General features: G+C 44.1%; 19 protein-coding genes. 2 read left to right on the top strand and 17 right to left on the bottom strand.

All coding sequences use genetic code 11. The annotated features are described in order from the left end of the window. Positions 1 to 36 precede the first annotated feature (36 nt). The 4 genes from Q9R46_RS13340 to Q9R46_RS13355 all read right to left on the bottom strand — a co-directional run bounded on the left by Q9R46_RS13340 (position 37) and on the right by Q9R46_RS13355 (position 5,147). On the bottom strand, positions 37 to 513 hold the full coding sequence (locus Q9R46_RS13340) for a hypothetical protein (protein WP_090922478.1): 477 nt from the start codon (positions 511 to 513) through the stop codon (positions 37 to 39). Positions 514 to 1,052: 539 nt separating this feature from the next. Continuing rightward, a complete protein-coding gene (locus Q9R46_RS13345; protein ID WP_311280366.1) occupies positions 1,053 to 1,706 on the bottom strand; it encodes a hypothetical protein in 654 nt (217 codons plus the stop codon). Between the two features lie 274 nt (positions 1,707 to 1,980). Continuing rightward, positions 1,981 to 3,015, bottom strand: coding sequence for an NAD(P)/FAD-dependent oxidoreductase (locus Q9R46_RS13350; RefSeq protein WP_145331806.1), 1,035 nt, complete (start codon positions 3,013 to 3,015; stop codon positions 1,981 to 1,983). 155 nt (positions 3,016 to 3,170) lie between these two features. Further along, positions 3,171 to 5,147: a helix-turn-helix domain-containing protein gene (locus tag Q9R46_RS13355; protein WP_311280367.1), complete on the bottom strand. Its 1,977-nt coding sequence runs from the start codon at positions 5,145 to 5,147 to the stop codon at positions 3,171 to 3,173. A gap of 205 nt (positions 5,148 to 5,352) precedes the next feature. On the opposite strand from Q9R46_RS13355, the gene Q9R46_RS13360 reads away from it, so the two are divergent. After that, a complete protein-coding gene (locus tag Q9R46_RS13360) occupies positions 5,353 to 6,171 on the top strand; it encodes a hypothetical protein (protein WP_311280368.1) in 819 nt (272 codons plus the stop codon). Between the two features lie 90 nt (positions 6,172 to 6,261). Here the strand turns inward: Q9R46_RS13360 and Q9R46_RS13365 are convergent, their stop codons facing one another. Both Q9R46_RS13365 and Q9R46_RS13370 read right to left on the bottom strand, forming a co-directional pair. Then, a complete protein-coding gene (locus tag Q9R46_RS13365; protein WP_311280369.1) occupies positions 6,262 to 6,408 on the bottom strand; it encodes a hypothetical protein in 147 nt (48 codons plus the stop codon). Between the two features lie 88 nt (positions 6,409 to 6,496). Continuing rightward, entirely contained in the window at positions 6,497 to 7,459 is a 963-nt protein-coding gene (locus Q9R46_RS13370; RefSeq protein WP_311280370.1) for a GGDEF domain-containing protein, read from the bottom strand. A gap of 572 nt (positions 7,460 to 8,031) precedes the next feature. Between Q9R46_RS13370 and Q9R46_RS13375 the strand changes: the two genes are divergently transcribed. Next, a complete protein-coding gene (locus Q9R46_RS13375; protein WP_311280371.1) occupies positions 8,032 to 8,784 on the top strand; it encodes a hypothetical protein in 753 nt (250 codons plus the stop codon). A gap of 424 nt (positions 8,785 to 9,208) precedes the next feature. Here the strand turns inward: Q9R46_RS13375 and spo0A are convergent, their stop codons facing one another. From spo0A to folD, 11 genes are all read right to left on the bottom strand, one after another. After that, positions 9,209 to 10,024, bottom strand: coding sequence for a sporulation transcription factor Spo0A (gene spo0A / locus Q9R46_RS13380; protein ID WP_311280372.1), 816 nt, complete (start codon positions 10,022 to 10,024; stop codon positions 9,209 to 9,211). Positions 10,025 to 10,228: 204 nt separating this feature from the next. Then, entirely contained in the window at positions 10,229 to 11,557 is a 1,329-nt protein-coding gene (gene spoIVB, locus Q9R46_RS13385) for a SpoIVB peptidase (protein ID WP_311280373.1), read from the bottom strand. Between the two features lie 120 nt (positions 11,558 to 11,677). Continuing rightward, the gene (gene recN / locus Q9R46_RS13390; protein WP_311280374.1) at positions 11,678 to 13,396 is read right to left on the bottom strand and encodes a DNA repair protein RecN; all 1,719 of its coding nucleotides are present in this window, start codon (positions 13,394 to 13,396) and stop codon (positions 11,678 to 11,680) included. A 23-nt stretch (positions 13,397 to 13,419) separates the two neighbouring features. Then, positions 13,420 to 13,869 carry a transcriptional regulator AhrC/ArgR gene (ahrC, locus tag Q9R46_RS13395; RefSeq protein ID WP_090922497.1) on the bottom strand — a complete coding sequence of 150 codons (450 nt, stop codon included), beginning with the start codon at positions 13,867 to 13,869 and terminating at the stop codon, positions 13,420 to 13,422. Between the two features lie 89 nt (positions 13,870 to 13,958). Continuing rightward, a complete protein-coding gene (locus Q9R46_RS13400; protein ID WP_145331814.1) occupies positions 13,959 to 14,444 on the bottom strand; it encodes a hypothetical protein in 486 nt (161 codons plus the stop codon). Between the two features lie 86 nt (positions 14,445 to 14,530). Then, positions 14,531 to 15,376, bottom strand: coding sequence for a TlyA family RNA methyltransferase (locus tag Q9R46_RS13405; RefSeq protein WP_311280375.1), 846 nt, complete (start codon positions 15,374 to 15,376; stop codon positions 14,531 to 14,533). Positions 15,377 to 15,407: 31 nt separating this feature from the next. Beyond that, positions 15,408 to 17,315, bottom strand: coding sequence for a 1-deoxy-D-xylulose-5-phosphate synthase (gene dxs, locus Q9R46_RS13410; RefSeq protein WP_145331816.1), 1,908 nt, complete (start codon positions 17,313 to 17,315; stop codon positions 15,408 to 15,410). A 292-nt stretch (positions 17,316 to 17,607) separates the two neighbouring features. Next, entirely contained in the window at positions 17,608 to 18,513 is a 906-nt protein-coding gene (locus tag Q9R46_RS13415; RefSeq protein WP_311280376.1) for a polyprenyl synthetase family protein, read from the bottom strand. Continuing rightward, complete coding sequence (xseB, locus tag Q9R46_RS13420; protein WP_090922507.1) at positions 18,506 to 18,763, bottom strand: exodeoxyribonuclease VII small subunit; 258 nt, start codon at positions 18,761 to 18,763, stop codon at positions 18,506 to 18,508. The genes Q9R46_RS13415 and xseB overlap by 8 nt, the downstream gene beginning before the upstream one ends. Then, positions 18,753 to 20,117, bottom strand: a complete 1,365-nt coding sequence (gene xseA / locus Q9R46_RS13425; protein ID WP_311280377.1) for an exodeoxyribonuclease VII large subunit — start codon at positions 20,115 to 20,117, stop codon at positions 18,753 to 18,755. Before xseA ends, xseB begins: the two co-directional genes overlap by 11 nt. A gap of 10 nt (positions 20,118 to 20,127) precedes the next feature. Then, positions 20,128 to 20,985 (bottom strand): bifunctional methylenetetrahydrofolate dehydrogenase/methenyltetrahydrofolate cyclohydrolase FolD, encoded by an 858-nt coding sequence (gene folD / locus Q9R46_RS13430; protein ID WP_311280378.1) that lies wholly within the window; start codon positions 20,983 to 20,985, stop codon positions 20,128 to 20,130. Positions 20,986 to 21,037 lie beyond the last annotated feature (52 nt).

The following is a 21,037-nucleotide window of genomic DNA, read 5'->3' on the forward strand; positions in this document are numbered from 1 at the left end:
CACCGCTGATTGCGATGCTCTCCAAGTCACTTCCCGCTAATCACGGGAAACAAAATATTTGTTGGTCATGTAATATGCGTCGCCACGTGACGTTTCTACCATTCCTTTTTTGGCATCCAGGAATACAATCTCTTTACATTTCGTGCAGTACCATTTGGTACGTTTATAAGGAGATTCCGTGACGTAGGCCGTACCGCATTTACAATCAATTTTCATCAATAGCTCGGTGGATTTATAAGCACTGGACAGACGTTCCAGGTTATCCTGCTGTTGTGTTGGCATGATCGTCTGCTGATAATCGGATAAATGATTTTGAACCTTAAAGTCTGCGACCAAACCTGCATTTAACCCAAAAAACTCTTTGCCGATCTCGGTTACGAAGCGTCTCTCATTTCTATAACAATCGAGCCATTCAACAATCTGCTTATTAGACAGTGGAACCGTACCCTTGATACCGCTATTTAAGGTGTAGGTCATGATGTATAAAGTATCGTCTTGTCTTCCTGAGTACATTAGAATCCTCCTTCGAATACATTTGCTAATGTACTACAAAAACGCGCATAAATCAAAAAAATATTGTTTCCTGAGCGCATTTCTTCTTATTAAATGGGAAACATACCTCTCTCATCTGCTATTGTCTTACAAGAACTGCATACACCTGTAACATTTCCCTGAGGAGCGGCATAATACACGACGCTTTTCACATGTTTCCTGCAAATGGAACAGTAGTTCCTCCTTTCCTTTTTTGGAGTGTAGTCCGATAGCTTCACTACGTTTTGCCGCCGCCGAAACCTTCGTAGAAAACCTAGCCAATCCATATTCGCTTCACTCTTTCTTATGTGCTTGCCTTGTCGTCGTTTTTTCCTTGGCCTGCAAAATCGCGCCACCTGTTATGTATACGATTCCAAGTTGTGCGTGCCGATCTCATATTTTATTCGACGTTTCGAGTGTTTTTCCTGTTTTAATCTCAGTACATATTAAAAAAAACCGTAGACACCTGTATTCTCTGCACCCGAGAAACAACGGCCTGATCGGTTTTTTACATTCATCATTCATTTATAAAATGTGCCCAATACGTCGAGATCCGATGAACGCTCTATGCGAAAAGGATAGATGAACCCCTGTTTCAGTTTAACAAACTTTCGTCCCCACAGATCCAGTCCGGATGTAAACTTATATGCCTGATATATGAATTTGGAACAATAATTTCGCTCGACACTTAGGAGATTCGTTTGCAAGCGGTAGAACTTCACCTGCTTATAATGCTCTTGAACCCATTCTGCTGCCCGATCACCCACCTGATGGAGCTTGGAACGGAACACAATAAAGCGATCTCCTTCATAAAAGCGAGTAAGATACCAGTCCAGTGTATCGGCAAAAACCGGTCCGTAAGGATGCACATGATACACCTTTCCGTCCAGACCAATAATGCCCATATGCCCGGCATAATAAGTTGATTCCGAGCTTGGCGTATAGACGATGTCCCCTGGCTCAAGCTTCAACGATTTTAATTCACTGAGAGGCATATCCTGCTGTTGCCTTTTTACAGCGGCACGTTTACGTCGGCCCTCGACCAATAAACGATGCAATGCTCCGGCTGTGGCAAGATAAACCTCGGACCATTTCACTCGTTTTATATTCACGCGTTGAAGCAATCGCTGAATGAAAGTAGTATTTTGTTGTCCGGATGATGAACTTTTTTTCATTGTTGTACTCCACCCTTATCGAATGTAATCCGGTTATGAGTTTCTAGGCTAGCATGCATGATGTGAAAATCTGCTATGATTCGTGCGCAAACCTGTTGTAGATTTTGATTATAGACGTTTTAGTGCTGATCTTCAATTCGAAGCCTGTTCAAATTCTGTTATATCTTGTGCGATTCTCTTTACTTCATACCCGCATGAAGCAAAAAAATAACCCCGGGAAATGGAAATACCCGAAGTTATTTTGAGTTCAGATCTTGTTTTGACGTAATATAACCTACTCTACAACGCCAAGTGCTTTGTTTTTCTCTTTGAAGCGACTGTTGTGAGAAGAGACATACGCTACTTTCTCGGCTTCTGGGTCCATGTATAACTTCGCGCTGTTAACGGCCAGAGCTGCATCTGTAAATGTACCCGCGATCAGATACAACTTGCTTCCGTAATCAACGAAATCACCCGCGGCAAAAACGCCAGGTATGTTCGTTTGCAATCTTTCGGTCGTGCTCACATGCCATTCACCCAGCTCTAATCCCCAATCACGAATGGGACCAAAATCACTCTTCATGCCATGATTGACAATCACCGCATCCACTTCAAGCATCTCCGTCTCTCCGCTTTCCATATGTGTAACGGTTACCTGTTCAATCATATCACCACTTATGCTGTGTAACTTCTCAATTGCATACGGTGTCCGCACGTCAACTGAAGATTCTTTCATACGCGACACGTTCCGTTCCAGTCCTCCGAAGTGATCACGTCGATGCACGACCGTTACCTGCTGAGCCAGGCTCTCTAGCTCATTCGCCCAATCCACAGCGGAATCTCCCCCGCCCGAGATTAACACTCGTTTACCGCGGAAAGGCTCTAGCTCTTGTACCGTATAATGTAGATTGGATACTTCATAGCGGTCAGCGCCTTCAAGCTCCAGTTTCGCCATTTTGTATATCCCGTATCCTATTGCCAAAATGACAGTACGTGTCCAGTGTTGCTCACCTGTAGCAGAAGTTAGCAGAATGGTGCCATCCGCTTTACGTTCAAATCCTTCAATCTGTTGTTCAAACACGAGTGTCGGCTCAAATGTGCGTGCCTGCTGCTCCAGCTGTTTAATCAGATCTTCACACAGAATGGGTGTTACCCCTCCAACATCCCAGATCATCTTTTCCGGGTAAAACAGCATTCGTCCTCCCAATCTGTCGCGTGCTTCAATTAATTTCGTTTTCATATCACGCATGCCGCTATAAAAAGCAGAGTACATGCCCGCCGGGCCGCCTCCGATAATCGTCACATCATAAAGTTCCAATTCTTGACTCATCTTTACAGGACCTCCATCCACTCGACTATGGTAATCGATTATATGATATTGATTCTCATTATCGTTTAAGTTTAATGGAAATGGGTTCAAATTACAATGCCTATATCATTTTCGCCTCCTGCGCAACTTTATGTGCACGAACGATCCCTCTTCATTTAGTTTGCTCTCGGAGCAGACAAAAGTTTATCTACAACAAAATCAAGTTGTTTATTGATGGAGTAAATGTCCGAATAATAAAAGAAATCAAAATCAATTTCGATCAACCGACCTTCTTTTACTGCCGGAATACTGCTCCATATAGGGTTATCTGTTAGAACATCTGCCCCTTCATACACAGAGCGAAACACATAGTCACCCATATATTCTGGAAGAACTTCCATTGAAATTGTAGAGCCATCTTCGTCTGAAACGACATCGATTTTGTCTTGCACTACTTTAGGGGCTTTCATCTCCAAATACTCATAGATTGCCTGAGAACCACGTCCGAATTGCTTGCTCTCTACAACGACCATCCCTTTAAGTCCGCCTTCAATAATGGAAATGGTTTTATCCAATATACCTGCGTCTGCAAGAGTTTTTTTACTCTCTTCCACTTTGCTGTTAAGGTTGTTAATCAAGACTTCCGCTTCCTTCTCTTTGCCAAAAATGCTGGCTATGCTGTGAAGTCGTTCTTCCGTTGTCATTTTCTCGTAGGGAATATACACCGTAGGTGCGATATTTTTCAACGTGTTATATGTTTCTTCCGACGGAACAATAATGAGGTCTGGATCGAGGTCAATGACCGCTTCAGGGTTCGGTTCGAACCAGGTACCTAATGAATTCACACCTTCAAGCTCACTCTTGTAAGCTGCCCCGTCATATACATCTGATGTAGCAATCGGCTTGACTCCAAGTGCTACAACATCACCTTGTAGATACAGCACAACAACTCTTTTCGGATTAGCTGGAACGATAACATCACCTTTTATGGTTGGGACCGTGCGTGTTTCATTATCTTTGTTTACTTGACTCCCCGTCTCTGATGTTACTGATGAACTACTGTTAGTGGAACCGGCACCCGCTCCTTCGCCGGTTGTGAGTTGATTGGCGGTACCCGAAGAACAGGCCGTAAGGAGCATCGTTAAACTTAATATTGCAATCATGATCAGACTGGAACTTGATTTTTTTCTTTTCATAGGTGTAGACCCTCCGTTTATATATCGATAATGATTATCATAATCAATATATCCTGCCTTCAATGCCGAGCCAATGGACGATTCGGATACTTGCAATGGACGATCTTCTGTTCGGCCCAACTCTCTCATCTTCTTTTGATACAGGCTCGGAGACATGCCTACATGTTTCTTGAAAATTCTGCTAAAATAATACACATCTGAATAACCAACCTCTGCCGCAATATCACATAGCTTTGCATCAGAGTGCGCAAGTAAATCCTGAGCTTTGGCAATTCGCGTCTGAATTAAGTAATCGATGGGACTATACCCCGTCTTTCGTTTGAATCGCATCGATAGATGACGGGAGCTAAAATTGAATCGTTCTGCTAAAAAATCAAGTGTAACCTGTTCCCTATAATGCTGATGAATGTATTCAAGCGTTTGTTTCACAGGATCAACAAGTTCGGTTTGACCCTCTTGTGCAGCCAGCTGAACCATCAGTTCATGAATGAATTGGTAAAACAGACTCTTCGTATGAAGCAGGTTTACATTGGATTGTTGCGCCCATACTATCTCCATCTCATCTAGATATCGCAACAATTTCAATGGACTACTCGGTGTAAATCCATATTGCAAGGATAATGGAGCACCTGGAGCCTGTCCCTGCGACCACCTTTTACGATAATTTGGAAATGCACGAAATGCTCTGTAATACAACATAATATATTCGAAATCTTCATGGTTCTGTATATTCAATATTGATCCTTTGGCTCCATGAAGTATATAAAATGGTTCTGCTCTATACTTATGACCGTTCAATTGAAGGTCGGCCGACCCTCGAATCGAATATACAAAACAAGTAGCAGGCAGTGTATATGATCCCTGTTGTATTTCGTTCTTTAAGACAATGCGACGTATATCCAGCACCTTCACGGCCGCATAATTCCAATATTGCATCTGTTCGTTTAATTTCATCATTTCTCTCCAATCCCCGTTTCTCCAGAAACAATAACCGCTAAAAATCACACAACTTCATTGATAACCATTATCAATTATCCTGATAAAGTTCGCAATACTTACACAAAGTATATTTTTAGTGGGCAAGGGGACCCTTCATTCTTCTCCCTTATAAACCGATATATGGATAAAAGACCGCAACCATACTAAAGAGGGAGAAGGTAATATGAATTCAATTTCACCTGCAACCAAAAGCAGCTTCACACCACCGGCCAGCCCGACCTCAAATCGAGACAAAGAAATTCAAGGGTTAATGCAGCAGAAAGTAAAATTAAATGAACAAATGCAGATTGTTAAATCCAATGATGAACTTGATACCAAAACAAAGGCAGAACGCATAAAATCTTTAACCGGTTCCATTGCGCAGATTGATAGTCGCATTGCCCAGATCAAAGCAGAAGAGATGGAAGAGATAAACAAGTTACAGCAGATGGATCAGACGAAACAAAAACAGTCGAAGCCTGAAGAGCAACAACAGACTCCGTCAATGAATCATCTTATCAAGTATAGTCAGACGTATGATCAGATGGGAAAGCTGGTTGGTTTACGGGACAAAATGCAAAGTTCTATTCATACGATTGAGGGAGAGACCCGGTTTGACCGGATTGTGCTGGAGAACGACACACATAGCGATATTGGCAAAACGCAGATGCTTGAAAACGCGGAACGAACGGTTTTTCAGAAAAAAAGAGAAGTGGTGCAAGATGTAGAGTCCAACATAAGAAAAGCGAATCATAAGCTCGGTGAGTTGGCGGACGAAATTCATAAGCCTGGACGTCACGATTCGGGACAACTTCCCTCCTCTGTAGGTTCGCCCAAAGAAGAATCCCAAGAGATTGACCGAGGAAACTCCACTGTTTCTAAGCTGAAAGACGGTACGACCGATAACGAAACAGCAGGACAGAGACGAGTAAGTAGCTCGATACCGAGCAATGCAAGTGCATCTGCTGCTTCGGCTTATTCTTCTGTAGACATTCGTATCTAAGGATGGGAAGATTACGGTTAGAGTTAAACGAATGTAAATCTGTAAAGAGAATATACATATTGTCAGACAGTTTTAATATTACCTTTTATATCACCAACGATCCTTCATTGCTTCACATCTTGTGATTCTTTTGTATCGATCAATCTCATCAGACAACCGCTGTTTTTGGAGACGTGTTCTCCAAATCTCGGCGGTTTTTTTGTCATTCACCATGGATGGATAATTACTCTGGGTCATTCGACTTCCACCTATATAAGCTTCAATATGATTACTTCTCATCGAAACGATTAACATTAACTTATGTAGTATCTAAGTTTAGGCACAACTAGGCCCGCACAGCCTCCCCCTCCATGTCATTCGAACAAATGATGCTGCCATTGATGGATTTGCAGCTTTTTTTCACACGTGTAGCTTCATCAATAATTTGATTAATATTTTCATATCGTTGATATAGATTGGTTACAACAGCAATGGATACGGACACTAATGGAATAGGTCGATTCAAGCCCGAGCGGCCTTCACCCATCACATACTGATTGTTCCAGTCCTGTTCGTTGTAGAAATTTTTCTTCAACTCTTCAAACTGGGAAATGACTTCTTCACAGACCCGCTTATACTGATGGTGGTTCAGGATTGCGATAAAATCATCCCCGCCGATATGTCCAAGAAAAGCCTCTGCTACCCCAAAATGCTCACGGAGTAAAGTAGCCGTTGCTTGGATAAGTTCGTCCCCCAATTTGAAACCATAACTATCGTTATACGATTTGAACTGATCCAGATCAATGTATAGAACACTGAACTGATCCTGTTTAAGCACCTGAACTAATCGATCATCTATGATTCGATTGCCGGGAAGCCCTGTTAACGGATTCATAAATATAGCCATTTCCGCTCGAACATCCGCAACCGCCAGCAATAATCGCCGAATACTCACTGCCCCATGGAATCGATCTCCAGATGTTACCAGAACTAGATCGTACAGATCCGCTTCTTCACGCTTCATCGCCGCCACGCTGACATCTGTAATCTGTTCCGAATAATCTACGACCAGTGCGTTTACGTTCATAAGCAGCTTCACAGGACGCCCCATGTAGAGATTGTAACCATATTGTGAGCCGATCTGTTGAAAAAAACGTGTTCGCATCATCAATGAAATTCCTTTTTTCCCTTCAACCGCTACACCCTCCAAATTTGGATTGGATTTAAACAGTTGATATAAGGCATCACACTTGGTTTCTGGCAGTACGACTGGAATCGGTTCAGCAATTTCACCTATTTGAGTAAACACATAAATCAACCCCTCGCCATATCGTCAACCATGTCACTTTTGATCTATCCGTGGTCACATCGTACCACTTTTTACCTAAAAAAGCGTTAACTTCAGGTAAATTTTTTCGAAAAAACACCAATACTTTGCTTAAACCTGTAAACTTTTTAGGTAATAAGTCACATTTACACTTTTTCGTGTTGTTCAAATTGTTAGTTTGTAATGTCTATTAAATCAAATATAGAAATACACTAAAAATTCGGATATTTATTGGGCTTTAGCAGAACATCCAGGTGGCTAATGCTGTCACTGATGCCCTCGAGTCCATGCCAGTTCAATGACGTGACGTATCCCAAGTTCGATGTGAACTGCATCATTTTGAATTTTTTCGGAATTAGCTGGGTAGCAGTTTATACACTTCTATATAACTTAACGTTAGTCAATATATTCATGTGGAAAAAATCATTTTAAGGAAACTTAATAAATAGACCCTTATTACTTCCAAAAGATTAATTATATTTACAAATATATGTTGAATATACCATTTCAATTGGATATTATTAGTACATAATATTAAAAGGAGGATAAAAAAATTGAAGAAGAAATTATCTCTGGTCCTCGCTTCTTCAGTCTTGGCTTTATCTGCTACTTTTTACAGTCTCGCTAGTGCTTCCGAAAAAGAGTTAATCCCTGTAAATTCGGGTAAAATTTCCGGCTATGTTTACCTAAATGGGGAACCAATTAAAGAAAACACCACTGTTTACGCTACAGAAAATAATCAGGAAGAACTTATTGAGAAATACGGACTTGAAAAGCCTTCCGAAAGCGCAAAGTTGGTTTCAATCCAAATAGTAAACAATGAATCTGATAACCCTCGCGATCTTGTAAAAGAGCAAGATGACTCTATTAGTCCACAGAACATTTGGGGTTTCAAACTTGTAAAAAGTCCAACCCAAAGTGTTGATGGTTGGACTGAAATTGCGAGAGGCAAATACTTTTGCAATAAACCGAAAACTCAGTCATGCAATGGTGTAGAAATTTCGATAAGTGCAAACGAAAGTGTATCAGTAGAGGTACAAACTTCTCTCAGCCTCGGAGTTAAAGAGTTTGTTGCGGCTGAGTTTGGTCGTAGCCTTAATGAACAAATTGGCGTATCCACATCCGTAATGGTTCCTATGAATGTCCCCGGAGGTAAAACAGGTATAGGAGTTGGCTATCCAATTTATAAATCAACGTATGGTCAAGTTTATCAAAAAGGGCTCTTCGGCGATACGCTTTTGGGTGGAGCAACATACCTTGAACCAAAGCCATCATCCATTGCTGTTACATCATGGATACAAGGATAAAGAAAAGAACATCTCATTGAATTCTGTTTTTAATATCTCAATTCAATAAACATTGTAATCATTTATGTCTCGAACTGACGTCGTTAATCTTACGGTGTCAGTTTTATTTAATTTAGGTTGAGGATTTTCTCTTTATTGAAATAAATATAGACTTGATTAGGCTTGACCTTGGCCAGATTTCGTAAATCGTACAGCAAAAATGGGAAGCCCATATCTTGGGAGAAAGATTTTTTTCGAACTGTTATAAGCATAAATTTGTCGATAAGTAATACCACTTGTTTATGTGATTATAGAAATCACATAAACAAGTGGTATTTGTTGTCTTATTTATTTCGATATTATCGGCTTAAAACGTCCGTATTTTTATAACCGCAACTAAACTGTAATAGTCCTTAATATCCTCAAAATCTTACAGCTTATCCTTTCAGCTAACCTTATGCTCGATTCTCAGCTTGTCAGCAACCATCGCGATGAACTCGGAGTTCGTCGGTTTGGACTTGCTGATGTTGATCGTGTAGCCAAACAGGTGGCTGATGCTGTCGATGTTGCCGCGTGTCCAGGCCACTTCAATCGCGTGACGGATGGCACGTTCGACGCGGGACGGCGTCGTTTTGAACTTTTCGGCAATGGCAGGATACAACGTTTTGGTGATGGCGCCCAAAATTTCGATATTGTTGTATACCATCGTGATCGCTTCCCGCAAATACTGATATCCTTTAATATGCGCAGGAACTCCGATTTCATGTATGATTGACGTGATGCTGGCATCCAGATTTTTGTGTTTGCCCATCGGTACAACATTAGATTTATTGATATACATGGAGGAAGAAGAACCGCCGCTTGTAGGCATTGTTGTTTGCGTGCCTACAAGCTGACGCACCCGATTCGCCAGTACTTCCATGTCAAATGGCTTGAGAATATAATAGGAAGCTCCGAGTTGCACAGCACGCTGTGTGATGTTTTCCTGGCCGAATGCAGTGAGCATAATTACTTTGGGCTGCGGAGACAGGTTTAAGCCGCGCAGGCGTTCCAACACGCCGAGTCCATCCAGATGAGGCATGATAATATCCAGAATTAACACATCCGGTACATCCCGAGTTTGTTCCAGCAATTGCAGTACTTCTTCACCGTTGTATGCAATACCGGTCACTTCCATATCTTCCTGTTCGGATATATATTCGGCGAGCAAATTCGTAAATTCACGGTTATCATCGGCCAGCAATACCTCAATTTTTTGCAAAACGGTATCCTCCTTTTATTTAAAACCTCGTATTTTACAATTTCGTACATTTCCTTACACGTTAAATTTTCGACACGCCAAGTGAAATTCCTTCTGTCGAAAATTATTTTTCTTTATTTTTTTTTCTTGATCCTTTATAATAAATATTTTATTTCAGCATACGATATAATATGTTTACTTTCGACAAAAAAACCTTAAAGCTGTTTAACCAGCCTTAAGGTTTTTCGCTTGACCTTTTTTCATCATTACACCAGCATCTTGGAGCATCCATTCAATGAAACACCCATAACCGGATTTCGGATCATTCACAAAGACATGAGTCACTGCACCAATAAGCTTGCCATCTTGAACAATCGGGCTACCGCTCATTCCTTGAACGATGCCACCCGTCTTATCGATCAGTTTAGGGTCTGTAATACGCAATACCAACCCTTTTGTCGCTGGCTCCGATTGATCGGCAACATGCACAATATCGATGCTGAATCGCTCGACCTGTTGCCCATCGACCACAGTCAAAATTTCAGCCGGTCCCTCCTTCACTTCATGTGAAAAAGCGACAGGTATTCCTTGCGAATACAAGCTATGTTCCGGATTCTGAGACATCTTACCGAAGATGCCAAAAGCCGTATTACGCTCGATGTTTCCTAAAATTTTGCTTTCTTTAAGAAAATGGGCTCTTTTCTCACCAGGATCACCAGTTTCACTTTTGGAGATGGATGTAACATTAGATTGTACAATCTGTCCACTGCCTACAACGATGGAGGTTTGAGTGTTCATGTCCGTAATGACATGACCTAACGCCCCATATACGCCTTGGTCAGGTGCATAGAAGGTAAGCGTACCTACACCCGCTGCCGAGTCTCGAATGTACAATCCCAGTCTCCATGCTTTATCTTCTGCATCATACGCCGGGGTTAACTTGGTTTTAATGGTTTCATTCCCCCGTTTTAGTACAACATCAATACCTTGATTACGTTTACCAGCAAGTTCTACGGCCTCGGATACACCCGATACACCATCCAGACGTTTGCCATCCATATGGGTAATCAAGTCACCTAATTTGATCCCGGCCGCTTCACCTGGTGATTTTTGTTCATCCGGATTAGAACGAACGAGATGATGCCCAACAACCAGGATACCTGCAGATTTAACTTTGACGCCAATCGTTTGACCCCCTGGCACCACACGCAGATCAGGAATTACGTTTACATTAACCGTTTTAACGGGAATTTTCCCCCATAGCTTCAAGGTTAGTTTAGCATGTCCCGTCTGCTGAGGATGAAGATGTAAAGGTTCCTGACGAGTAACCTTGAGCGCAGACTGTTGATCCAGTCCCACGATATCCGGCCGATCTACGACAGCGCTTGAAGCGGCTGGTACTGCCAGCCTGACGTCTGCTTGCCTGCCTGCGAAGACCTGCACTTCATCAGGCAGAGAAGCATAACTCTGCATCGGCTGTACAACCTGGCTAAGTACACATAGAAAGAAGGCAAATAAAAGACCTAGCAATTTTTTCCTGAGGGGGGAATTCAATGGCTGTCACACTCCCTTTGCTTCTTTCGCTTGACGAAAGGTGGTCGCCAATTGCGTACCTATAAGATAACCTTGCCCCCAGGCTTTTATTACTGTCAAACATTACGCCAGCCGTCCGTTTCACCCTTTTTTGGCTTCCGCCAGATTCAGCATTTCCTGTGCATGATGCAGTGTTTTTTCTGTAATTTCCACACCACCGAGCATACGCGCCAATTCCTTCACTCGGCCTTCCTCGGATAGCGATTCCACTTGAGTCATCGTGCGACCGTCGTAAACATGTTTCTCGATCAAATACTGATGATCCGCCATACAAGCTACTTGTGGCAAGTGTGTAATGGAGAATACTTGACACGTCGAAGACAGACGATGAAGCTTCTCCGCAATGGACTGTGCTGCCCGGCCGCTAACGCCGGTATCCACTTCGTCAAAAATCAATACCGGAATGCGGTCATGACAAGCAAAGATGCTCTTCATCGCCAGCATGATTCTGGATAATTCTCCGCCTGAAGCGATTTTGCCTAATGGCCGAAGAGGCTCCCCCGGGTTCGGAGAGATCAGAAATTCCGCATTGTCAGCACCTTGGCGACTGAACCTGATTCGACGTCCATTCCATTCAATTCCCTTTGGATCTTCAGCAGGCACGATCTGAACACGCAGTGACGTTCGTTCCATCTGCAGATCCTTGAGCTCACTTTCTACCTGAGCAGCCAGTTCCTCCGCACATTGTTTACGTACTTTGCTTAGCTCCTCAGCCGATTCCATCACAAGCACAAGCAGTTTGTCACGCTCCGTACGAAGCTTTTCCAAACGCTCATCTTTGTTCTCTAGCTGGTCGGTCTCATGACTGATCTGTTCATAATAATTCAAAATGAGTTCTACACTATCTCCATATTTACGTCTTAGTCCAGAGATCAGATTTAATCGTTGCTCCACCTCTTCCAGTCTGCCGGGATTAAATTCGATTCGTTCCCGGTAATCCCGCAGTTGAAAGGTGACGTCTTCCAATTGATAAAAAGCAGACTGCAATTGCTCTACAATCGGCTGCAACCTTTTGCTGTCATATCCAGAGATATCCTCAATTTGAGATAACGCAATGCTTATCGCTTCTAATCCACGTTGTCCACTAAGTAACTCGTATGCACCCGAAACACTGTCCATCATTTTCTCGCTATGGGATAGTTTGACCCGTTCTTCGCCAAGTAATTCATCTTCCCCTTGGGTAAGGCTGGCCGCAGCGATTTCCTCCAGTTGAAAACGGTACATATCAAGCAGTTGGTAAGCCCGCTGGCTTGACTCTTGTAGCGCCCGCAATTCCTTCTCTGCTGCAATAAATTTGCTGTATCGCTCCTGATACTTTGCTTTGACGGGGCCGATTATATCGGAGCCATACGTATCCAGCAACCCGAGATGACTTTCTGCACGAAGCAGGCTCTGATGCTCATGTTGACCGTGAATGTTGATCAGCTTCTCGCCCACTTCGCGTAGCATTGTCAAATTCACAAGCTGTCCGTTAATCCGTGATGTACTTTTACCCTGTGTGTTCAGTTCACGCCGAATCACCAGATGTTCCTCCGGCTCACAATGAATACCGAGCTGCTCCAGCGTACTCCACACCGGATGACTGGGTTCCATCTCAAACAGCGCTTCCATCTCAGCTTTGTCACATCCGTACCGAATCAGATCTGCTGAACTACGCCCTCCCGCGATCAAGCCGAGAGCATCGATGATAATGGATTTACCTGCACCGGTTTCCCCAGACAGTACATGAAACCCCGGATGAAAGACCACATCGACTTCTTCCACCACGGCGAGATTGCGAATTGATAATGTAACTAACATCTGCAAAAACACCTCCGGCTGATTTAAGCAATATATCCCATGATGCGCTCAATAACAGTGACGCTGTTGTCTTCTGTACGGCAAATAATAAGGATCGTATCGTCTCCACAGATCGTACCCATCACTTCAGTCCACTCAATATTGTCAAGCAATGCCGCAATGGAGTTCGCTGTTCCCGGCAAACATTTCATCACCACAAGATTGTTGGTGTGATCAATGTGCAGGAAATTATCCACAAGCGCGCGCTTGAGCTTTTGAATCGGATTATAGCGCTGATCGGTCGGCAAAGAATATTTATATCGTCCATCATCCATTGGAATTTTGATTAAAAGAAGCTCTTTGATATCCCGCGATACCGTTGCCTGTGTCACCTGAAAACCTGCTTGACGCAATGCTTCAACCAGATCATCTTGGGTCTCTATCTCATTTTGACTAATAATTTCACGAATCTTGATATGTCGTTGTCCTTTCATACATGCCTCCAATTAAAATGTATTGCAAAGATGCAGTATTGATCTTTACTGCAATGCTGTATCATGCCATACTTCAAACTTATTATATATTAATCCAAATCCTCTCCATCATACACGTCTTCTTGATAATCCATAAGCCTGATTACCATTATATCGGAATCATCCGTATCTACATAAAGCAATCCTTCACATCCAGGGTACAATAATAAATAGGGAAGAAAGCGATCCCTTATAGCAGGTCCGCTTCGTTCAAGAGGTTGCCTGCGACGGGAAGTTTTGACCAGATACCGGGCATCCTGCCGCTCAGCAACATAATCAATAAACAACCTGCTGTATAGAACGGTATTATCGGCCTCAAAGGCTAAAGGCACTTTCATTTTCCCGCCAATCACGTCGTATCCATTTGCCTCAAGTAAAGTCAGGGCAGGAGAATCTTGAATGTTTTCATTAAGTCTCAACTCGGCCAAGCTTACCGGAATCGGACGATTCAGCCAGCTACGCAGTCCGAGAAACAACCATACGATTAAACAGACAGCAAACACACCAATAACGATTGTGTCATATTGACCCTCCATTACCGCTCACCTCAAGTGATATATTCGAGATCGAACACCCGTTTTCCTTTGTCCCAAAATATCTTTCCAGCGAAAAGAAACCCATCCTATGATGAGTTTCCCGTAAAAGTATGAGCGGCTTCCTTGGCGACCTGCTCTGCAAGTCCGTCAAGTGAAGCCTCGTCGTTCTCTGGTTGTGCGGCCTCTGATGCTTCCAGACGCCAATGTGCGAGAAATTCGATGTTTCCCTCCCCACCCGTAATCGGTGAGAAGGTAAGGCCTTTCAGGTTTAATCCAAGTTGACTGGCAAAATGAAGCATGGTCTGCAATACATCCTTGTGCACCTTCGGGTCTCGGACAACACCCGATTTACCCACTTTATCTCGTCCCGCCTCAAACTGCGGTTTAATTAGAGCCACAATATCCGCAGGCCGTTGCAACAGAGCCAGAAGCGGCGGAAGAATAATTCGCAAGGATATAAAGGATACGTCAATGCTTGCAAAGTTTGGCACAGGTCCACTCAGATCTTCAGGCGTGACATAACGGAAATTCGTACGTTCCATCACGGTGACCCGCTCATCATTACGCAGTGACCAATCCAGTTGATTATACCCTACATCAATGGCGTATACGTGGGATGCACCATGTTGGAGGGCACAATCCGTAAAACCACCAGTGGATGAACCGATATCCAACATGACAAGATCATTCATATCCAGGTTGAAATGACGAATCGCTTTTTCAAGCTTTAGTCCACCTCTGCCTACATAAGGATGCACTGAACCTTTTACCTTCAGCTGAGCATCCCTTGGAATTTTCATGCCTGCTTTTTCAATCGGTTCGTTATTGGCATACACAAGTCCGGCCATTATCGCAGCCTTTGCCTTCTCACGGCTTTCGTAGTAGCCCTGTTCCACCAGCAGCACATCGATTCTTTCTTTCGGGAGTGACATGTCTTTCTCCTATCCGCTAATCATTCTAATGTTAGGAAGGAAAACGTGTTTTGGACATTCCGTATGAAGATTGAACAGCCATTTTACGCAATTCGGCACTTACATTCTCCACAGTGAGACCAACCTCTTCACGTTGTTCCTTGATGCTGCCATGTTCGATAAATCGATCAGGAATGCCCATCAGGTGCACATGAACATCATGTATACCTTGTTCAGCATAGAATTCCAACACCGCACTTCCCATGCTGCCTGCCTGTGAGGTTTCTTCAAGCACAATCAGCTTTGTCCCACGGACAGCCAGATCACGAAGCATCTGTTCATCCAATGGTTTGAGGAAACGAGCATTGATAACTCCAGTATTTATCCCTTCCCGTTTCACCGTATCTGCAACTTCTTCAGCCAGCTGAACCATGGAACCCGAAGCGATAATTGCGTATCCTTCAGCTGGACGTAGCTGTTCCCATGATCCAATTGGAATCGGAACTAAGACATCGTCCATTGGTACGCCGACCACATTGTTACGTGGGTAACGATACGCAATCGGACCTTCGTTATAATCCAGCGCCGTTTTCATCATATGGCGCAGTTCATTCTCATCTTTTGGCATCATAAGTACAATATTCGGAATGTGACGCATAAACGCAACATCGTATACGCCCTGATGTGTCTCACCGTCAGGTCCAACAAATCCAGCACGGTCAATGGCAAATATAACATTTGCATTGTGACGACAGATGTCGTGAACGATCTGATCATATGCACGTTGCATGAACGTGGAGTATACCGCATAAACCGGTTTTAGCCCTTCCATAGCCAGTGCCGCACACATCGTAGCTGCATGCTGTTCCGCAATCCCCACATCAATCATGCGATCCGGGAACTCTTTGCTGAATGGAATCAGACCTGAACCTGTAGGCATCGCAGGTGTAACCGCAACGATACGTTTATCCTCTTTCGCCAGTTCAATGAGCGTCTGACCGAATACTTCGGTGTACATCGGTTTTCCAACTGCTTTGAGCACTTGGCCTGATTCAATTTTATATGGCGAAATTCCGTGCCACTTATGCGAATCCGCCTCGGCAGGCTGATAACCTTTGCCTTTGGTAGTAAGCACATGAACCATTACAGGACCATCCACATTGTCAGCCTGTTTGAAAGCCTCAATCAGTTGCGGGATGTCATGCCCGTCAATCGGGCCCAAATACGTGAAACCCAGTTCTTCAAAAAGAACACCGGGAACCATCATATACTTGACACTATCCTTAATCCAGCTCGCCGATTTCGCCAGACGATCACCAATGGCCGGAATTTTTTTGAGAATGCCTTCCACATCATCTTTAGCTTTCAAGTAATGACGATCTGAACGAATTTTGCTCAAGTATTTATGCATGGCTCCCACATTGGGTGCGATGGACATCTCATTATCGTTAAGAATAACCATCAGCTTACGCTGTTCATGTCCGATATGGTTCAGTGCTTCAAACGCCATACCGCCTGTAAGCGCTCCGTCTCCAATGATGGCGATAACCTGGTTATCCTCGCCTTTCAGATCACGAGCCATAGCCATACCCATAGCAGCAGACAATGAAGTGCTACTGTGCCCGGCTTCCCATACGTCATGTTCACTTTCGTTCCGTTTGACAAATCCGCATAATCCATTCTGTTGGCGTAATGTATCAAAGCGATCCATCCGGCCCGTCAAAACTTTATGCACATAAGCCTGGTGCCCCACATCAAAAATCATTTTATCCGTCGGACTGTTGTAGCAGTAGTGCAGGGCCACGGTGAGCTCAACCACTCCTAAGTTCGGTGCAAGATGCCCACCTGTAGCAGATAGCTTCTCAATCAGAAACTGGCGGATCTCTGCCGACAAAAGGACAAGATCATCCTGGGACATCACCTTTAGATCACTGGGTTGTTTAATTTGTGGAAGCAGCACGAGAATCTCCCCGCTTTCCTAGAAATGTTGTTGTTCATTAAATGTATATCATTTATTGATTGTAATGGATTGAATAACATTGAATCATTATACCATAAACGAACAAGAATCATAATTTACAGTCTGCTTCAGAGCCGATCAAGAGTCGTTCGCTTACGATTCATATCCGAAGCTCTATAATTATGTATTCTCCTTTCATGAAAAAAGCTTTTGTTTCGTTTATTGGCATAAAGAGGCCATTACTATCATTACACTGTTCATTTCACATTGAATCAGCCAGCTACGTTAAATGTTAATGGTCACGACTCATCAGATAATCGGCAATCTCCATTAACCTTGAAGCATCCGGCAATTGCGCTCGTTCAAGTGCATCTTTAGCAGATTGTGTGAGGGACTTCACTTCTGCAACGGAAGCTTCCATTCCGATGAAGTACGGATAAGTTACCTTCTGCTGATTCACGTCACTTTGCGTTTTTTTCCCCATCTTCTGCTCGTCACCCGTCAGGTCCAAAATGTCATCCTGAATCTGGAATGCAAGTCCTAAATCCCGGCCAAATACACTTAGTGCCTCCAATTGTCCTTCTGTAGCTCCTCCGATGCGAGCACCTGCAAGGAGGGAGAAGACAATCAAATCACCTGTTTTATGCAGATGAATATATTGAAGCTGAGACAAGTCTGTCAAGCCTTGCTCGCCTTCCATATCAGCAACCTGACCGCCAACCATGCCTCTGGCTCCTGCAAGTTCAGCTAAATCCTGGACAATAGCTAACAAAGCATCAGCATTTACTCCGCTCTGACGTCCAGCCTGAACAATGCTATAGAAAGCATGGGTCAGCAGTGCATCTCCCGCAAGAATGGCTGTCGCTTCTCCATATACTTTGTGATTCGTTAATTTTCCCCTACGATAATCATCATTATCCATAGCAGGCAAGTCGTCGTGGATCAACGAATATGTATGAACCATCTCCACGGCGCAGGCTACCGGCATCGCGGCTGTACGCTCCGCGCCGAAGGCTTCCGCCGCAGCAACGACCAGAAGTGGACGAAGGCGTTTACCACCAGCCATTAATGAGTACTGCATCGAATCGGTGAGCGAACGAGGCACATCCCAATGCTCGGGAAGGGTATGTTTCAGCGCTTCCGTAACATCTCCAGTAACTTCCTGAAGATAAGCTCCAAATGAAAGACGGTTACTCATTAATCTCACCGCTCTCCTCGTCAGCCGTACCAAAAGGCTTCTTGCGAAGCTCCCCGTCTTCTTCTACGATCATCTCGATCTTACGTTCCACTTGTTCCAGCTTCAAACCGCATAACTGGGAAAGCTTCATTCCGCGCTGAAACAAATCAATCGCTTGCTCCAGAGGAACATCCCCATGCTCCAGCTGACCTACGATGTCTTCTAATGCCGCCATTGCCTCTTCAAAATTCAGTTCCGGTTCATTCGCCATGGATGTTATTGTCCTCCTTCATTCCCCAGACCTGACAGTCCAGCTGTCCGTCCGCTAATTTGATCTTCACCGAGTCGCCCGGCTGTACATCGTTTATGGATTTAATCAATCGCTGTTCCTGATCATCGTAGACTAGACTGTAACCACGTGACATCACCTTCAGCGGACTGAGTGCATCGAGATGCCTTACCAGTGACTTCCACTGTTGTTGCTTGCTACGTGTAATTGATCTCATCGCAAGTTCAAGTTGCTTGCGAGCAGCTACATTGTCCCGGCGTGCTGTATTCACTTGTTCCCGAGGATTAAACCGCTGTAAAGCTGTCCGCAACCGTTCTTGTTTTTCTCCCGTCCATTTCATCCGTGTATCCACACTTCGTTGCAAGCGTTGATGTAACATATCCAGACGTTCTGTATGCTGCATCAACGTTCTGCGCGGATGCACCAGCACCGGGGAGCGCTGAAGACGAGTCAGGCGTTCACGATGATATACGGCACGTTGCTTCAGACTGTTCTGTAACTGGCGCTGTCTTCGTGTAATCTGCTCCAGCAACTCTGCACGATTCGGCACAGCAAGTTCCGCTGCCGCTGTTGGTGTCGCAGCACGTAAATCGGAAACAAAGTCTGCAATCGTAAAGTCCGTTTCATGACCAACCGCAGAGATCACTGGAATGGTTGAAGCTGCAATGGCTCGAGCTACAATTTCTTCGTTAAAAGCCCACAGTTCTTCGAGTGATCCACCGCCCCGTCCTACAATAAGCACATCCGCTTCAGCCATATGGTTAAAGTTGTTTATTGCCTTGACGATGGATGGAGCCGCCCCTTTGCCTTGAACAAGCACCGGGTACAATACAACTTTAGCCGATGGATATCTTCGTTGCAGTGTGATCATAATGTCACGAACAGCCGCTCCAGTAGGCGATGTTACAACACCAATCGTTTGTGGATAGCTTGGGATGGGTCTTTTGCGAGCAGGAGAGAACAACCCTTCGTCCTCCAGTTTCTTTTTCAGCTGCTCATAGGCCAGATATAGACTCCCTATACCATCTGGCTGCATATGTGTCGCATAAAATTGATACTGCCCGTCGCGTTCATATACCGAAACGTTACCACGCGCAATAACCCTTGCACCCTCCTTCGGTACAAAGGGTAAACGCTGATTATGCGATGCAAACATGATGGATTTGATCCGACTGTCCTTGTCCTTCAACGTAAAATACATGTGGCCGCTGGAGTGATGCGTGAAATTGGATATCTCCCCGCGCAGCCAGACGTCCGACAGAACCTGATCCGATTCCAGTTTCATCCGGATATATCGGTTCAGGTCTTTAATAGAATAAATTTTCTGCTCTGCCACGGACAGTTACCTAGGCCAATCCGTGAGCGCGTTTTGCCGCGATCAGAGTGTTCTGCATCAGCATGGTGATTGTCATCGGACCCACGCCGCCGGGAACAGGTGTAATTGGGCCAGAGACTTCTTTTACACTTTCAAAATCTACATCCCCTGCGAGTTTTCCGTTATCCAAACGATTCATCCCGACATCGATCACAACAGCGCCTGGTTTAACATAATCGGCATTCACAAAATTAGCACGACCGATCGCTACGACCAGAATGTCCGCTTGACGTGTAATTTCTTTCATATTAGCCGTACGGGAATGACACATCGTTACGGTTGCATTTTCACGTTGCAGCAGCAGGGATACCGGTTTACCTACAATGTTACTACGACCGATAACGACAGCGTGTTTACCAGACATTTCCAAACCCGTGCGTTTAATTAATTCAATGACACCTGCAGGTGTACATGGGAGCAAGCTGTCATCACCGATAACCAAATTCCCCACATTCACTGGGTGGAATCCATCTACGTCTTTATCTACAGCAATCGCATCGATTACCGCTTTCTCTTCAATGTGGCCAGGCAGTGGAAGCTGCACAAGAATACCATTAATGGACTTCTGATTGTTCAGCTTGTCCACGAGAGCTAGCAAATCCGCTTGCGATGTACTTGCATCCAGCCGATGTACTTCAGAGTAAAAGCCGAGGTCATGACATGCTTTTTCCTTATTACGCACATAAACTTGAGAAGCCGGATCTTCCCCCACAAGCACAACAGCCAGACCCGGTACCACTCCCTGTTCGCTAAGTTGTTTTACTTCTGCGGTCATGTTTGCGCGGAGTTCTTGGGATACTTCTTTACCGTTAATAATAGATGCTGTCATTGTACTCTCTCCCTTATATGAACATATATTAGATAAAACGATCTAGATACAT

Origin of the sequence: Paenibacillus sp. RRE4 (genome assembly GCF_031844205.1) — a bacterium.
GTDB lineage: Bacteria > Bacillota > Bacilli > Paenibacillales > Paenibacillaceae > Paenibacillus > Paenibacillus xylanexedens_B.

Bases quoted from the DNA above. Each gene is read 5' to 3' on its own strand.
- xseB (WP_090922507.1), bottom strand. From the start codon at position 18,763: ATGGCGAATGAACCGGAACTGAATTTTGAAGAGGCAATGGCGGCATTA.
- Q9R46_RS13345 (WP_311280366.1), bottom strand. From the start codon at position 1,706: ATGAAAAAAAGTTCATCATCCGGACAACAAAATACTACTTTCATTCAG.
- Q9R46_RS13415 (WP_311280376.1), bottom strand. From the start codon at position 18,513: ATGAGTAACCGTCTTTCATTTGGAGCTTATCTTCAGGAAGTTACTGGA.
- Q9R46_RS13365 (WP_311280369.1), bottom strand. From the start codon at position 6,408: ATGACCCAGAGTAATTATCCATCCATGGTGAATGACAAAAAAACCGCC.
- Q9R46_RS13405 (WP_311280375.1), bottom strand. From the start codon at position 15,376: ATGTCACTCCCGAAAGAAAGAATCGATGTGCTGCTGGTGGAACAGGGC.
- Q9R46_RS13340 (WP_090922478.1), bottom strand. From the start codon at position 513: ATGTACTCAGGAAGACAAGACGATACTTTATACATCATGACCTACACC.
- Q9R46_RS13400 (WP_145331814.1), bottom strand. From the start codon at position 14,444: ATGGAGGGTCAATATGACACAATCGTTATTGGTGTGTTTGCTGTCTGT.
- folD (WP_311280378.1), bottom strand. From the start codon at position 20,985: ATGACAGCATCTATTATTAACGGTAAAGAAGTATCCCAAGAACTCCGC.
- Q9R46_RS13360 (WP_311280368.1), top strand. From the start codon at position 5,353: ATGAATTCAATTTCACCTGCAACCAAAAGCAGCTTCACACCACCGGCC.
- ahrC (WP_090922497.1), bottom strand. From the start codon at position 13,869: ATGAAAGGACAACGACATATCAAGATTCGTGAAATTATTAGTCAAAAT.
- Q9R46_RS13355 (WP_311280367.1), bottom strand. From the start codon at position 5,147: ATGATGAAATTAAACGAACAGATGCAATATTGGAATTATGCGGCCGTG.
- Q9R46_RS13350 (WP_145331806.1), bottom strand. From the start codon at position 3,015: ATGAGTCAAGAATTGGAACTTTATGATGTGACGATTATCGGAGGCGGC.
- recN (WP_311280374.1), bottom strand. From the start codon at position 13,396: ATGTTAGTTACATTATCAATTCGCAATCTCGCCGTGGTGGAAGAAGTC.